Below are 14,853 nucleotides of genomic sequence, written 5' to 3'. Positions count from 1 at the left end.
GATGAAAAAGATATTGGTAATTATAACAGTATTGGTGTCTTCTTTTGGTTTTTCTCAAAACGAAGCATTGTTTGATCAGGGAAACACGTTATACAATGAAGGTAAATATGCCGAAGCAATAGAGAAGTATGATGCTATTTTAAAAAGCGACAAACACTCAGCCGAATTGTATTTTAATTTGGCCAATGCGCATTATAAACTCAATAATGTAGCTCCTAGCATTTATTACTACGAAAAAGCATTACAGTTGTCGCCAAACGATAAGGATATTAAAAACAATATGGCTTTTGCAAAGAATATGACCATTGATGCTATCGATGTAATGCCAGAAGTTGGTTTTTCAAGACTAATGAAAAGCGCAACAAATACATTTAGCTATGATAATTGGGCTTATTTATCGGTAGTAGGAATTATATTGTTTGTAATACTTTGTATTGTATATTATTTTAGTAAATCTACTGGTAAAAAGCGAATAACTTTTGTTTCTAGTTTATTGTTTTTAGTATTATCATTAGTGGCTTTAGCCTTTGCATTTCATAAATTTGAAATCGATAAAAACAATAAACCTGCAATAGTGTTTGCTCAAGAAAGCCAAGTTAAGAGTGAACCAAACCTAAGAAGCGAAGAAGCCTTTAAACTTCATGAAGGCACTAAAGTTCAAATTTTGGATACAGTAAACGATTGGAAAAAAATTAAACTTTCAGACGGAAAACAAGGCTGGATTCAGAATAAGGATATCAAAGAACTATAGTTTTAAAATATATTTAACGAATATTTAAAGTTCAAGTTTTATATTTGCAACTTATGTAATTTTCCTTTATGGGTAAGAAAGTCACATCATTAGCTATACTAATAATCTTTTCAGCTTTTTTAGCTGCACCTACAATTATTTCTATTGTGGACAAAGATTTTAATGTAGCTGCTTTCTACAGTGTAAACGAAGAGGAAAATAGCCAAAGCGAAATAAGTAAAAATGTTGAGGTTAAGTTTTTAGACAATTCATTATACGATGACTTAATTGTATTTGATAATAGTATAAAACACAACTCGCATTACCAAATTAACTATTCTTCTCTAAGCCTAGAGAACCTCTCTCCACCTCCCGAACAGCACATATTATAATTAGTTTTTTTACCTATTAGCTTAGTAATAGGTCACATTTTTATTATCAAATTTTAAAAACAAATTTTAATATGTTTAAAACAATTAAAAGTGATTTGCCGGCAAGTATTGTCGTGTTTTTTGTTGCCTTACCATTGTGTTTAGGTATTGCTCTAGCCAGTGGAGCACCATTATTTTCAGGATTAATAGCTGGTATAGTTGGAGGTATTGTTGTAGGAGGTTTAAGTGGATCTAAAATTGGAGTAAGTGGTCCAGCAGCAGGTTTAGCAGCTATTGTATTAACTGCTATTGGAACTTTAGGCGGTTATCAAAACTTTCTTGTAGCTGTTGTAATTGCTGGTGGTATTCAAATTTTATTTGGAGTTTTAAAAGCTGGAGTTATTGGGTATTATTTCCCGTCTTCAGTAATTAAAGGAATGCTTACAGGTATTGGTATCATTATTATTTTAAAACAAATCCCTCACTTTTTTGGGTATGATGCTGAGCCAGAAGGAGCTGATAGTTTTTTAGAAGCTTCAGGTGAAAACACATTTTCTGCATTGCTTAGCATTTCTGATAATATTATTTGGGGCTCTTTTATTATTGGAGCTGTAGGTTTAGCAATTCTTATCCTTTGGGATAAAGTTTTGTCTAAAAAAGGTAAAATATTCCAATTGATACAAGGACCTTTAGTAGCTGTAATTTTAGGTATTATATGGTATGTGTTTACTAAGGATAACGAAAGCTTATCTATTGCTGAGTCGCATTTAGTAAGCGTTCCAATACCTGAAAGCGCCTCGGACTTTTTTGGTCAATTTAGTTTCCCTAATTTTTCTGCTATCACTAATCCTGATATTTGGGTTGTAGCATTTACAATTGCACTTGTAGCAAGTTTAGAAACTTTGCTTTGCGTTGAGGCAACTGATAAATTAGACCCTCATAAAAATGTAACACCAACTAACAGAGAGTTATTGGCTCAAGGTGCTGGTAACATGATTTCTGGTTTCATTGGAGGATTACCAATTACTCAGGTAATTGTTCGTAGTTCTGCCAATATTCAATCTGGAGGTAGATCAAAATTATCGGCTATTATTCATGGATTCTTCCTTTTAATATCTGTAATTCTTATACCTCGCTTGCTTAATATGATTCCATTATCAGTATTAGCAGCAATATTACTAGTAGTAGGTTACAAACTTGCAAAGCCAGCATTGTTTAAACAAATGTATAAACTAGGATGGAAGCAATCTGTACCATTTTTTGTTACTGTAATAGGTATTGTATTTACCGATTTGTTAGTAGGTATTAGTTTAGGTCTTGCAGTTGGTATAGTAGTTATTTTATTAAAGAGTTACCAAAACTCTCATTTCCTTCATATTGAAGACAAGAGCAATGGAAAACATAAAATAAAAATGACACTTGCCGAGGAAGTTATCTTTTTAAATAAAGGAGCAATCCTTAAGGAGTTGGACAGCATACCAAGAGATACATATCTTGAAATTGATTTAATTAAAACAAGATATTTAGATTATGATATTATTGAAATTCTTGAAGACTTTATCTTAAAGGCTGAAGAACGAAATATTGACATGAAACTAATCTCTAAACGTGGTGTGGTTGAAAACCCTTCGAGCTTTATTAGGTTCTTTAATGAAAGACCTAAATCGAAAATAAGTTTAAGCTAAAAACACCATGTCAAAACAATATAAAATATTAGTACTTACCGATCTTAAAGATTCACCAAGTACTTTACTCAACAACGCTGTCAACCTTGCAAAAAAGGTTGATGGCGAAATTGATCTCTTCTCTGTACAAAAATTTACTGATGTGGTTGAAAGAGAAAGTCAACTTTCAGCCATGAGAACTTTAAATGAGAAGTACAATGCATTTGAAAAAGACATAAAAAATACTGTCGAGCCAATTTCAAAAGCATGTGATATAAAAATTAACTATCAGTTTTCTTTTGGCAATGTTAAAGACGAAATCAAAAACTACATAAGTCAGCAACAACCTGATGTAATAGTTTTAGGTAAGAAAAAGAAAGCCTTTAGCGTGGTAGGAGATAGGATTGCTAATTATGTATTAAAACAGCATAAAGGAACCGTTTTAATTGTACCTTCAAAGAGTACTTTAGAGCCTAATCAAGAATTGTCATTAGGTTTGTTACAAGACTCAGGAGATACAGTAAACAATGCTTTTGTTAAAAACTTGTTTGAGAAGAACACCCAACCATTAAAATCATTTAAGTTGGTTGATGGCGAAATGCATTCCACCACTTCAAATGCACTATTCAACTCTAAAGTAATTGAATACGTATTTGATAAGAGTGATAATGCAATCAGTAACTTGTCAAATTATTTAACAAAAAGCAATGTAAATCTTTTGTATTTCAACAAAGAAGAAACAAGGTCTGGTAACAGTTCAAAATCGTCTTCAATGTTTAATGCAGAACGATTAATAAATAACCTTAATGTATCACTTTTAATTGCTTAAGTGAATATACACAAGGGAAGTATATTTTGGTAAAAATAAGCCACAAAAAACGATAATATAAAACCAAAGCTAATGTTTAGAATTGCTTTTTTCTTTGAGAAATAAAGGTTAAATTAGAAAGCAAACTTTTAAAAACTGCTAAATATGAAGCTTTTTTCAAACATAAGAGGAGATGCATTTGGAGGTATTACTGCAGGTATTGTAGCATTACCATTAGCATTAGCATTTGGAGTATCGTCTGGTTTAGGTCCAAGTGCTGGATTGTATGGCGCAATCTTTATAAGTTTTTTCGCAGCGCTTTTTGGTGGAACTAATACCCAAATATCAGGACCAACAGCACCTATGACAGCAGTAAGTATGGTAATTATTGCTGGTATTATTGCTGCTAACGATGGAGATGTTGAAAAGGCTCTACCTGCTATTTTAACAGTGTTTTTATTAGCTGGTTTAATGCAAATTGGCCTTGGTGCTCTAGGTTTAGGAAAATACATAAGGTACATTCCATATCCTGTAGTTTCTGGTTTTATGACTGCAATAGGTGTTATTATTTTAATTACACAAATTTTACCTGCTGTTGGGTATTACCCTAAAGAAGACCAAGAGTATGTAAATAAGTTTAAGCCACAAGCTGAAGAAGTGATTCTTGAAAATATTCTTAAAGAAGAAGCTAAAGAAGAAATCTTGGTTCTTGAAGACTTTAAAGAAACCATTAGAAGAGCAGAATTAGTAACCGAAGCTGACATACTCAAAGAGTCTAAAACGCTAGCAGCTAAAGAAGCTTCAGGTGTTTTAGGAACATTTAAGGTTTTAGGAAGAGCTTTAAAAAATATTAGTTTACTTGAAGTTTTATTGGCATTAGGCACAATACTTATTATTTATGGTTTTAAACGAATTACAAAAGCGATACCAAGCACACTAGTTGCTTTATTGGTGATGTCTGGGATTGCTGTAGGATTTGGTTTAGACTATAGACCTATTGAGGAAATACCTAGCGGATTTCCAATGCCTAATATAGAAATTATCACTCAGTTTAAACTCAGTAGTATAACACCTTATATTTTTACAGCTTTAACTTTAGCGCTTTTAGGAGCTATCGATTCACTTTTAACAAGTGTAGTAGCTGATAATATGACTAAGACCAAACACAAACCTAATAAAGAACTTGTTGGACAAGGTATAGGTAATACAATTGGAGCTATTTTTGGAGGTATTCCAGGGGCTGGTGCAACCATAAGAACTGTAGTTAATATTCAATCTGGGGGAAAAACAAGATTGTCAGGTATGATTGCAGGTGTAATGCTATTAGTAATACTATTGGCATTAGGTCCAGTTGCATCAAAAATTCCAGCAGCTGTTTTAGCAGGTATTTTAATAACAGTTGGTATAGGTGTAATGGACTATAAAGGACTTAAAGCAATACCTGTATTGCCAAAAGACATAAAACTAGGACCATTAAAATTAAGTTCAGAAGTATTGATAATGTTAGTTGTGTTAACACTTTCAACCTTTTGGAATTTAGTTTACGCTGTTGGAATAGGCTTAGTAATAGCATCGTTAATGTTTATGAAAAAACTTGGAGATTTAACAGCACAACGTTCTGATGTTAAAAAACTTGGAGAAGAAAAAGCTTGGGCAGATGAGGTTGATTTTCCTGTAAAATTGAAAGAAGAAGTCTTTATTAAACACATAAAAGGCCCTTTGTTTTTTGGCTCAACTAGCGATTTTCAAAGTTTAGCAGCTCAAATACCACATACAGCTTCAACAGTAGTCATTCGTTTAGGGCGTATGCAATATATGGATCAATCTGGTTTATATGCTATGGAAGATGTATTACAAGAACTAAGAAAAAATAATGTTCAAGTTCTTTTTGTAGACTTATTAAAACAACCAAAATATATGATGGAGCGTATTGATATCATACCAGATTTAATACCTCGAGAGCACATCTTTAAAAATTTTAAAGAGTGTACACAATGGATAAAAATTAACGTAAAAGACAAATATTAAAAAACAGAAAATTATGAAAGCACATACAAAAGAATCTCAGGCAACTATGACTCCTGAAAAGTCTTTACAATTCTTAAAAGAAGGAAATATAAGATTTCAAAATAATTTAAAAGCAAATAGAAACTTACTAGAGCAAGTTAACGATACTAGTGATGGACAGTTCCCTTTTGCGACTATCTTAAGTTGTATTGACTCTAGAGTGTCAGCAGAGTTAGTATTTGACCAAGGTTTAGGAGATATTTTTAGTGTTCGTATTGCTGGAAATTTCGTAAATGAGGATATATTAGGAAGCATGGAGTTTGCATGTAAACTTGCAGGAACTAAGTTAATAGTAGTTTTAGGTCATACAAGTTGTGGAGCTGTAAAAGGAGCTTGTGACCATGCTGAAATGGGTAATTTAACAAAACTTATACAAAAGATAACACCTGCTGTTAATGCAACTGAAGAGCCTAAAGATGAAAGCTTAAGAACATCTAAAAACTTAGATTTTGTGGATTCAGTATCAAAAAAGAACGTGGAATTAACACTAGAAAGAATTCATGCAGAAAGCCCTATCCTTTCAGAAATGGAAAAGAATGGAGAAATTAAGATAGTAGGTGCAATGTATGATATCAATACAGGAGGAGTAACTTTTTATGAATAGTTATTTATTATATTAATCTTCAGAAACAAAAAGCCACTCCAATTGGAGTGGCTTTTTTAATTAACTAATTCTAAATATGAGAAAAATTAAAATGTAATCTCACCTTCGTTAGGTTGATATACATAGTTAAAAGTATAGTATCTATATTCGCTCTCCATACTTGGACTATCAGGAGCGTCTTTGTAATAGCTTAAAATTTCTACTTTTGCATATTTGCCATCGTGGGTTTTAATAACCAATACTCTTCCAGCAGTTGGGTTAATAACATGGTTTACTGGGTCGTAACTGTACCAATCACTAAGTACATAGCCTTCTTCAGAGTCTTGTGTTAATAGTTCTGTATTTACAGATGCAATATCATTAAATGTACCTTCTATTATATATCCAGCAGCTTCGCCACTTCTTGCAGGCTCATCAATAGTACCCATAGAAGAACCACCATTTAAGATTATTGATGTACCTCTAAAAGCAATATCCCACTCGGTTTCACTAGTTGTTGTTGTTCCTAAAGAAAAGCTGAATTTTGTAAATTCTCCAGAGATATCTTCTCCACTACCTTGTCCTCCTGTTTGCGGTGCGTATAAATTTGATACAGTTTCTGCCTCAACGTCTAATAATTGTTGACCTCCATTGTCGTCATCGCTACTACAAGATGAGAATCCTATTAAAACGATTGCTAATGCTAAAAATTTAAGTGTCTTCATGATGTTTAAGTGTTATTTAATGTTTATTAAATTTGAATATTAAGTTTTCCGTATATAATGCGACCTGAAATATTGCTTATGTTTTGTGTATCTGTAAAGCCAAAAACATTGTCAATACCAAAGCCTAATGTGTAATTCTTATAAAGTGTTTTGTTAAACGCGATGTCCCAAGTAGAATAACCATCTACAAACTCATCGTATTTATCTAAATAAGTGTTTCCGTTAGTGTCGTAAAGTCCGTATTTACTTCTGTAAGTTCCTCTAAGATTTGCATCGAGTTTCCAACGTTCAAACGTGTAGAAAATCTTAAAATTAGCCATGTGTCTCGAACGGTTGTACAGCCCAAAGTAATCTTCTTTTTTAAGCTGAAATGAAGGTGAGCTAGGAGTTAACCTTGCATAAACTTCACCATTTTCAAAGGCATCAACAGCTGCTTTGTCTTTAGCAAATAGTAATTGATAACCTCCCATTAATTTTAAATTATTGCTAGGTTTCCAATTCACATTAAACTCTAATCCTTGTGTAAATACCTTATGAACATTATAGTAGCTAAATACATTTTGCCCATTGGTTTTATTAGCGATTACTCGAGTATCAATTAAATCTTCAATATTGTTTCTAAATACATTAAGGTCTACTTTTACTGTACTAGAAAGTCTGTAATCTGCACCAACGTTAATACCAATTGAGTTTTCTGGGTTTAATTCGTTTTCAAATTCTGAAATAGGAACAACAATGTTAGCAAGCTCTCCATTAGCTTCCATTTGCGGAATTGCAGTAGTAACAGCATTGTAACCTAAAACTGTATAACCTACTGATGAGTTTGTAAAGTCGAAGTACAACTGTCTAAAATCAGGAGCTTTAAATCCATAACCTACTGATCCTTTTACAGCAATTTTATTAGATAACTTATACCTTAATGCAGCTTTAGGGCTAAACTGTGATTTGTATTCACTATGGTTGTCAAAACGAGCACCTAGGATAACGTTTAGTTTTTCGGTTGGGTTGGTGTCATACTGTAAGTAGGCATAAGGTGAATTAAACTCAGGGTTAGTCGAAAAATCAGTACGCTTTAAGGTTTCATGATTCCAACCAATACCACCAATAAAATCACTTTTTTCTGAAGCTTTATAACTCGCTCTAATCTCTGGTCTTAGTAATAGTTGGTTAAAATCACTTTCACTAAATCTAGAATTGTCTGTATTGTTTAAGTATTCATCAGCCATGTAGCGTGTCGCGTAAAACTCAAAATAGCTGCTCCATTTTTCGTTATAGGTATGGCTTAATTTTGCATGAGCATTCCACTCATTAATATCACTTTCGCCTTTTAAATCTTCTGATGCTACATAATCTTGATTTTGTGTATAGTATCTTCCTGATAAAAACAGACTAGTATTTTCGTTAAAATTATAAGTAAGCTTAGTGTTGAACGTGTGGTTTTTAAAAGGTTCAACAGTGTTTAAGGCATCATTTTCATTAAGGTCGTAACCATCACTACTAAAACTATTTACAAAAGCACTTACAGAAAACTTTTCTTTTCTGTAGCCTAAATTAAAGCTGTTGTCTAGTGTATTGAAGCTTCCAACTCTAGAGTTTAGCTCTCCATTAAACCCATACTTAGGGTTTTCAGTAATTATATTTATAACACCACCAAGAGCTTCACTTCCATATAAGCTAGACGAAGCACCTTTAACAATTTCTATTTGTTTAATGTTTCCAACGGTAATTCGGCTAATGTCTAGTGTTCCTGCAGAACGACCAATAAGAGGTACTCCATCAATTAAAACTAATGTGTATTGAGAGTCTAAACCTTGTAGTTGTATGCCTTCACCACCACCAAAATCAGGCACTGTAATTAATCCTGTTTGCTCGTTTAATATGTCACTTAATCGTAATGAGTTTACACTTTTTATTTCTTTTTTTGAGACTAACTGAGCTGGTAATGGCAACGAAGATAGTTGTCTTACTGTACGTGTTGCAGTAACAATTACTTCGTCAAGTTGCTTTGTTTCAGTAGAATCAGTTTCAACTTCTTGAGCAATCGCTACCAAGCTAAAAAAAAGTGAAAAATAAATACAGATTTTATTTTTATTTAGACTCATTCTTGATTAAATTTGCTGCAAATATAAAATGTTATTTTAAATCAGTCTAAATAAGAACAAAATTTTTTCAATAAAATTTAAAACAGTAAAACAAAACTTTAATAATGAAACAATTAGCCTTAACAACAGTTTTAGCGTTTGCATTTATAATTAATTTAAATGCTCAAAGCACAAAAAAGCAAGACCAGGACGCCATAAAGAGTATGTGTGGTTGTTATGAAGTTACTTTTAACTTTGCTGAAACTTTTGAATATTCAGGAGATTCAACTTATATACCATCAAAAGTAAAACATGATAAAGGTTTAGAGTGGGTTCAATTAGTTGAAGATGATAAAGACAAAATTTCTATGCAACACTTATTAATTGTTGGTCCTCCTAATAATAAAATGATTGTAAAACATTGGAGACAAGATTGGGAATTTGAAAATACCGATTTGTATGAGTACAACTATGATAATAGCTGGAATTATGTTAGTCTTCCTAAAAGTGATGTTAAAGGACAATGGACTCAAAAAGTATTTCAAGTAGATGATAGCCCTCGTTATGAAGGATCTGCTTCTTGGGTACATGTTGATGGTAAGAGCTATTGGGAAAACACAACGTCTGCACCATTACCAAGACGTGAGTACACTAAACGTAGCGATTACAATGTAACTATTAGAAGAAATCGTCATGAAATCGTTGATAATGGTTGGATTCACGATCAAGATAACGACAAGGTAATTCGTGAAGAAGGAAAAGCTGATGTAGTATTAGCTCAAGAAAAAGGGTTTAATACTTACGTTAAAGTTGAAGACAGTAAATGTAAAGCTGCTCAAGATTACTGGAAAGAAAACGAAGCTAAATGGGCTATTGTACGTGCTAAATGGAGTGAAGTTTTTGCAAGACATACAAACTTGTCTTTGGAGGAAAAAGTTGATAATAAAGGACTCTTTAAATATTTATTTGATGAAGAGAACTATAAAACAGCTGAAGAAATCAATCCGTTAATTGAATCATTTGTAAAAAAATAAGATGCAAAATTTTAAACTAAAACTCCTTGGTTTAGCACTTCTATTAAGTGTTCAAGGATTTTCACAAGATAATATTTTTTTAAGTCGTGATTTTTGGGATACTAAACCTACACCTAAGATTATTGACCAAAAAATAAAAGAAGGCAACAATCCTGCTGAGGCAAACAGGAATAATTTTGATGGTGTAGTGTATGCGATTTTACAAAACGCACCATTAGAAACTATTATTCACCTTCAATCTCAAGAAGGAAATGATGCTAACAAATTAACTCACGATGGTAGAACGTATATTTTTTGGGCTGCCTACAAAGGAAATGTAGAGTTTATGAAGCACCTTTTAAAACAAGGGGCTAAAACCGACTTAACTGACGATAAAGGAAACACCATTTTAAACTTTGCTGCTGGTTCAGGTCAGCAAAACACTGAGGTATACGAGCTTTGTATTAAAAATGGAGCAAACCCAAAAATAGACCTAAATCCTGATGGAGCTAACGCTTTATTATTGTCCGCTCCTTATGATTCAGATTTTAAATTGTTAGACTATTTCGTGTCTAAAGGTGTAGATTTAAAAAGTACTGACGCCAATGGTAATGATGCCTTTAACTATGTTGCTAAAACAGGAAATATTGATCTAATGGATAAGCTTATAGCTAAAGGGATTAAAGGAAACGACCAAGCATTTATGTTTGCTGCTTATGGAACACGCGGAAAAACCAATGGTTTAGAAGTGTATAAATTTTTAGAAGAAAAAGGATTAAAGCCTAATTCAACAAACCACGAAGGTGTTTCGCCTCTGCATGTGCTTGCTTCACGATCAAAAGATACTGAAGTCATTAATTACTTTTTAGAAAATGGATTAAATGTAAATGCTAAAGATCACAATGGTAATACACCATTTTTAAATGCAGCTTCTAGAAACGACTTAGCTATAGTAAGCTTGTTGTACGATAATAAACTTGAAAACATTAATCAAGCTAATAAAAAAGGAGAAACCCCTTTAATGCTTGCAATGCAAAACAATAGTCCAGAAGTTGTCAATTTCTTGATAGAAAAAGAAGCTAATTTAGAACTAGTAGATGCTGATGGTAACAATCTAGCTTACTATGTTATTAGTGGTTATTCAAACAGAAATAAAGACGGTTTCTTAAAAAAGTTAGACCTAGTAAAGAGTACAGGGTTAGACCTAAAAGCGCCTCAAAAAAATGGAAATACTTGGTATCATTTAGCTGTTGAAAAAAACAGTTTAGAGCTTTTAAAAATGGCTACTGAATTTGGTCAAGATATCAATGCTAAAAACAAAGAAGGAAATACAGCTTTGTTATTAGCTGCAATGACTGCAAAAGATGATAGCATTTTAAAATTTCTTTTAGAGCAAGGTGCTGATAAAACTATCACTACTGATTTTGATGAAACAGCTTACGATTTAGCTTCAGAAAATGAGCTACTAAAAAAGAACAATGTTTCAATTAAATTCTTAAAATAAGAAGTAAAATGAAATTAAAATATATAACCCTTTTAAGCATTTTAGTTTTAGGATTAGTATCCTTTACTACCTTAACAGAATCTACCAAGTATAAGTGTATGATTCAAATGACGAATTATACAGGAGAAGGCGCTTACATTGTGATTTCGTTAATCAATCCAGAAGGAGATTATGAAAAAACCTTGTATGTAAAAGGTGATGACGATGAGTGGTACAATACGGTTGAAGAATGGTGGCAATTTTATGGAAAAAAACGTCATAATATTGATGCAATCACAGGCGCAACAGTTGCTGGTGGCGAACGCGCTATAGAAGTGATAGATATTGAAGATTCTAAAATAGATGCAGGTTACAGCATCCGTTTTGAAACCGCTGTTGAAGATGATGAATATTTTGTTGATGATGTACAATTCCCATTAACAACAGAAAACATCAAAGGAAAACACGAAGGTAAAGGCTTTATTCGCTATATTAGAATGATGCCGAATTAATAATAAATTATGACCATATCCATTTGGAGATACAGTCACCTTGCGTTGGCTGTATCTTCTTTTGTTTTTATCGTTTTAGCTTCTGTAACCGGAATTATTCTGGCATTTCAGCCTATTTCCGAACAATTAGAACCTTACCATGTTGCCGATTTAGACAACATCACACTTGCTGAAACTCTTACAGTTTTTCAAGAGACTTATCCTGAAATTATTGACATAAAAGTTGATGGTAATGATTTTGTGGTTGCCTCTGTATTTACTGAAGAAGGAAACGATTTAAGTGGTTATTTTAATCCTGTTACTGCCCAATATCTTGGCGAAGAGCTAAAACCATCACCTTTTTTTCAATGGGTAACCAATTTCCATAGGTCGTTATTCTTAAAAAGTGTCGGCCGATTTTTTGTAGGTTTATGCTCATTCTTATTGTGCTTAATTGCTGTTACTGGAACTGTCCTAATCATAAAGCGACAACGTGGTTTTAAGCGCTTTTTTTCAAAAATAATTAATGAAGATTTTAACCAGTATTGGCATGTCGCTTTGGGGCGTTTGTCTTTAATTCCAATCATCATAATTACGGTTACAGGTGTGTATTTGTCGTTAGAAAAGTTTGATGTTTTACCAGAAGCTAAAATATCACATCAAGTAGATTTTGATGCACTTTCAGAAACGCCAAAACAACCGTTATCGCATTTTGAAGTGTTTAAAAACACACCACTTTCTAAAGTAAAAGCTATTGAATTCCCTTTTTCTAGTGATGTAGAAGATTATTTCACAGTAAAATTAAAGAATAAGGAGTTGCTTGTTAATCAGTTTACAGGCGATGTTTTAAGTGATATACAACTACCTAATGTCACGCTGTTTTCTAATTTAAGTGTGAATTTACACACGGGAAAAGGCAGTATTTTATGGTCTATTATTTTAGCCATTGCTACGGCAAATATTCTGTTTTTTATCTATTCTGGGTTTGCCATGACTTTAAAACGTCGTAAAAGCCGATTGAAAAATAAGTTCAAACCTCAAGATGCCGAAATTGTTATTCTTGTGGGTTCAGAAAACGGAAGTACGATAAACTATGCCAATGCATTTTACAAACAACTTATTGCTACTGGAAAAAAAGCAGTAATTACCGAAATGAATACATACACGCAGTATCCAAAAGCAAAGCATTTGGTAATAATGACTGCGACTTATGGTCAAGGCGATGCACCAACAAACGCTAATATGTTTTTGCAAAAACTACAATCGGAAACCAATGCAAGCACCTTGCAGTTTTCAGTAGTTGGATTTGGCTCGTTAGCATATCCTGATTTTTGCCAATTTGCGTTTGATGCTGATAAAGCCTTACAGCAATTATTTCAACAAGATGTTTCTGTGTTTACCATAAATGACAAGTCGGTTGAAGCATTTAATCAATGGGTCAATCAGTGGTGCGACGCTACAGGAATTACTGTGAATATTCCGCAAGAGCAATTAGTGACCAAACCCAAGCAGCTTAAAAAATTTAAGGTAATCAGCAAAACAGAAACCAATACTGATGACACGTTTTTTATCACCTTAAAGCCTAAAAAGCACCATCAATTTACTTCGGGCGATTTATTGGCTATTTATCCAAAAAACGATTATAGAGAGCGTTTGTATTCTATAGGAAAAGTTAACGGAAATGTTCATTTATGTGTAAAGTTACATGATAAAGGGTTAGGTTCTGGATTTTTATATAACGCTGAAATAGGCTCAAAACTAAAAGCGCGTTTGGTGAAAAATTCAGCATTTCATTTTCCTAAAAAAGCAAAACGTGTGATTATGATTGCAAACGGAACTGGAATTGCACCATTTCTTGGAATGCTTCAGCAGAACAAAAAAACAGAAACCCATTTATATTTTGGACTGCGAACAACGGAATCATTTAATATGTATAAAACGCAAATAGATGACCTTATTTATGAAAAAAGATTAAGTAATTTTAAGTTAGCTTTATCTAGGGAAGGAATGAGACAATATGTTCAGGACAAATTACATAATGACGCAAAATTTATTGCAGAAACGCTTTACAATAATGGTGTGATTATGATTTGTGGTTCGCTAGCAATGCACAAAGGTGTAATAAGTGTTTTAGAAGATATTGTTACGACTTACAATAACAAACCGTTGAGCTATTATCAAAATAACCAACAAATAAAAAGCGACTGCTATTAAATGCTGCTTTGTTCTTGAGTGTCTTCAGGAACAGTGTCTTCATCAACGTCTTTTCCTTTGTTTAAAATACTTGGAAACAGCATAGGAGCTAAAGATTTTACAGGTTTGTATAGAATAGACGTTTCTAAATCTTCTTCATCTGCAAACGGAATGGTGTTGTTCATATTGTCAAAAACAATAAGCAATATGCTTAATATTAACCCAATTTTAAGTGCACCAAATACAGCGCCTAAAAGCTTGTTTAAAATTCCTAAAGCAGCAAAATCAGCTAGTTTAGTTAAGGCTTTTCCTGCTAAAGCAATTGCCAAAACAATAACTACAAACGTAATGGCAAAGGCAAGAATGTTTACATATTTTTCATCCCAATCTACACTATCTTCAAAAAAAGAAGCAGCATAATCACTAAAATGAATGGCGCCATAAACACCAGCAACCAAAGCTACAAGTGAAGCAACTTCAACAAAAAGCCCTTTAAAAAGTCCTCTTACAAGTCCAAAAAGCAACAACGCTCCTAAAACAATATCAATAACAGCCATTATGTTAATTTTTTTCAAATATAACTTTTTAATAGTTAAAAATATTGTGCCTTAAATTTGTCATTTCTAGCCAAGTCTAGAACAGCT

General features: G+C 32.8%; 13 protein-coding genes. 10 read left to right on the top strand and 3 right to left on the bottom strand.

All coding sequences use genetic code 11. The annotated features are described in order from the left end of the window. Position 1 precedes the first annotated feature (1 nt). The 6 genes from ABD011_RS00970 to ABD011_RS00945 all read left to right on the top strand — a co-directional run bounded on the left by ABD011_RS00970 (position 2) and on the right by ABD011_RS00945 (position 6,244). The gene (locus ABD011_RS00970; RefSeq protein WP_343795135.1) at positions 2-751 is read left to right on the top strand and encodes a tetratricopeptide repeat protein; all 750 of its coding nucleotides are present in this window, start codon (positions 2-4) and stop codon (positions 749-751) included. A gap of 68 nt (positions 752-819) precedes the next feature. Next, entirely contained in the window at positions 820-1,122 is a 303-nt protein-coding gene (locus ABD011_RS00965) for a hypothetical protein (RefSeq protein ID WP_131508664.1), read from the top strand. 71 nt (positions 1,123-1,193) lie between these two features. Beyond that, positions 1,194-2,786 (top strand): SulP family inorganic anion transporter, encoded by a 1,593-nt coding sequence (locus tag ABD011_RS00960; protein WP_131508666.1) that lies wholly within the window; start codon positions 1,194-1,196, stop codon positions 2,784-2,786. Positions 2,787-2,793: 7 nt separating this feature from the next. Beyond that, on the top strand, positions 2,794-3,594 hold the full coding sequence (locus ABD011_RS00955) for a universal stress protein (RefSeq protein WP_129760833.1): 801 nt from the start codon (positions 2,794-2,796) through the stop codon (positions 3,592-3,594). 144 nt (positions 3,595-3,738) lie between these two features. After that, the gene (locus ABD011_RS00950; protein WP_343795134.1) at positions 3,739-5,601 is read left to right on the top strand and encodes a SulP family inorganic anion transporter; all 1,863 of its coding nucleotides are present in this window, start codon (positions 3,739-3,741) and stop codon (positions 5,599-5,601) included. 13 nt (positions 5,602-5,614) lie between these two features. Continuing rightward, complete coding sequence (locus ABD011_RS00945; RefSeq protein WP_129760835.1) at positions 5,615-6,244, top strand: carbonic anhydrase family protein; 630 nt, start codon at positions 5,615-5,617, stop codon at positions 6,242-6,244. A gap of 86 nt (positions 6,245-6,330) precedes the next feature. Here the strand turns inward: ABD011_RS00945 and ABD011_RS00940 are convergent, their stop codons facing one another. Together ABD011_RS00940 and ABD011_RS00935 are read right to left on the bottom strand one after the other, a co-directional pair. Next, positions 6,331-6,948 (bottom strand): HmuY family protein, encoded by a 618-nt coding sequence (locus tag ABD011_RS00940; RefSeq protein WP_131508671.1) that lies wholly within the window; start codon positions 6,946-6,948, stop codon positions 6,331-6,333. Between the two features lie 26 nt (positions 6,949-6,974). Then, positions 6,975-9,050, bottom strand: a complete 2,076-nt coding sequence (locus ABD011_RS00935) for a TonB-dependent receptor plug domain-containing protein (protein ID WP_343795133.1) — start codon at positions 9,048-9,050, stop codon at positions 6,975-6,977. A gap of 104 nt (positions 9,051-9,154) precedes the next feature. Here ABD011_RS00935 and ABD011_RS00930 point away from each other — a divergent pair, with 104 nt between their 5' ends. From ABD011_RS00930 to ABD011_RS00915, 4 genes are read left to right on the top strand one after another with little or no spacing between them, the layout of a single operon-like run. Further along, on the top strand, positions 9,155-10,063 hold the full coding sequence (locus tag ABD011_RS00930) for a DUF6607 family protein (RefSeq protein WP_131508675.1): 909 nt from the start codon (positions 9,155-9,157) through the stop codon (positions 10,061-10,063). Between the two features lies 1 nt (position 10,064). Then, on the top strand, positions 10,065-11,546 hold the full coding sequence (locus ABD011_RS00925) for an ankyrin repeat domain-containing protein (RefSeq protein WP_343795132.1): 1,482 nt from the start codon (positions 10,065-10,067) through the stop codon (positions 11,544-11,546). A gap of 8 nt (positions 11,547-11,554) precedes the next feature. Further along, on the top strand, positions 11,555-12,037 hold the full coding sequence (locus ABD011_RS00920; RefSeq protein WP_343795131.1) for a DUF2271 domain-containing protein: 483 nt from the start codon (positions 11,555-11,557) through the stop codon (positions 12,035-12,037). A gap of 9 nt (positions 12,038-12,046) precedes the next feature. Then, positions 12,047-14,230 (top strand): PepSY domain-containing protein, encoded by a 2,184-nt coding sequence (locus tag ABD011_RS00915; RefSeq protein WP_343795130.1) that lies wholly within the window; start codon positions 12,047-12,049, stop codon positions 14,228-14,230. Here the strand turns inward: ABD011_RS00915 and ABD011_RS00910 are convergent. Continuing rightward, positions 14,227-14,766, bottom strand: a complete 540-nt coding sequence (locus ABD011_RS00910; protein ID WP_343796765.1) for a CvpA family protein — start codon at positions 14,764-14,766, stop codon at positions 14,227-14,229. The genes ABD011_RS00915 and ABD011_RS00910 overlap by 4 nt on opposite strands. Between the last annotated feature and the right edge of the window lie 87 nt (positions 14,767-14,853).

This window comes from Gaetbulibacter jejuensis (genome assembly GCF_039524015.1).
GTDB classification, from domain to species: domain Bacteria; phylum Bacteroidota; class Bacteroidia; order Flavobacteriales; family Flavobacteriaceae; genus Gaetbulibacter_B; species Gaetbulibacter_B jejuensis.
Note: the sequence above shows the minus strand (reverse complement) of the source record. Positions and strands in the feature narration are given on the sequence as shown.

Coding starts and splice junctions, on each gene's coding strand:
- ABD011_RS00910 (WP_343796765.1), bottom strand. CDS start 14,766: ATGGCTGTTATTGATATTGTTTTAGGAGCGTTGTTGCTTTTTGGACTT.
- ABD011_RS00930 (WP_131508675.1), top strand. CDS start 9,155: ATGAAACAATTAGCCTTAACAACAGTTTTAGCGTTTGCATTTATAATT.
- ABD011_RS00945 (WP_129760835.1), top strand. CDS start 5,615: ATGAAAGCACATACAAAAGAATCTCAGGCAACTATGACTCCTGAAAAG.
- ABD011_RS00970 (WP_343795135.1), top strand. CDS start 2: ATGAAAAAGATATTGGTAATTATAACAGTATTGGTGTCTTCTTTTGGT.
- ABD011_RS00955 (WP_129760833.1), top strand. CDS start 2,794: ATGTCAAAACAATATAAAATATTAGTACTTACCGATCTTAAAGATTCA.
- ABD011_RS00935 (WP_343795133.1), bottom strand. CDS start 9,050: ATGAGTCTAAATAAAAATAAAATCTGTATTTATTTTTCACTTTTTTTT.
- ABD011_RS00920 (WP_343795131.1), top strand. CDS start 11,555: ATGAAATTAAAATATATAACCCTTTTAAGCATTTTAGTTTTAGGATTA.
- ABD011_RS00940 (WP_131508671.1), bottom strand. CDS start 6,948: ATGAAGACACTTAAATTTTTAGCATTAGCAATCGTTTTAATAGGATTC.
- ABD011_RS00950 (WP_343795134.1), top strand. CDS start 3,739: ATGAAGCTTTTTTCAAACATAAGAGGAGATGCATTTGGAGGTATTACT.
- ABD011_RS00915 (WP_343795130.1), top strand. CDS start 12,047: ATGACCATATCCATTTGGAGATACAGTCACCTTGCGTTGGCTGTATCT.
- ABD011_RS00925 (WP_343795132.1), top strand. CDS start 10,065: ATGCAAAATTTTAAACTAAAACTCCTTGGTTTAGCACTTCTATTAAGT.
- ABD011_RS00965 (WP_131508664.1), top strand. CDS start 820: ATGGGTAAGAAAGTCACATCATTAGCTATACTAATAATCTTTTCAGCT.
- ABD011_RS00960 (WP_131508666.1), top strand. CDS start 1,194: ATGTTTAAAACAATTAAAAGTGATTTGCCGGCAAGTATTGTCGTGTTT.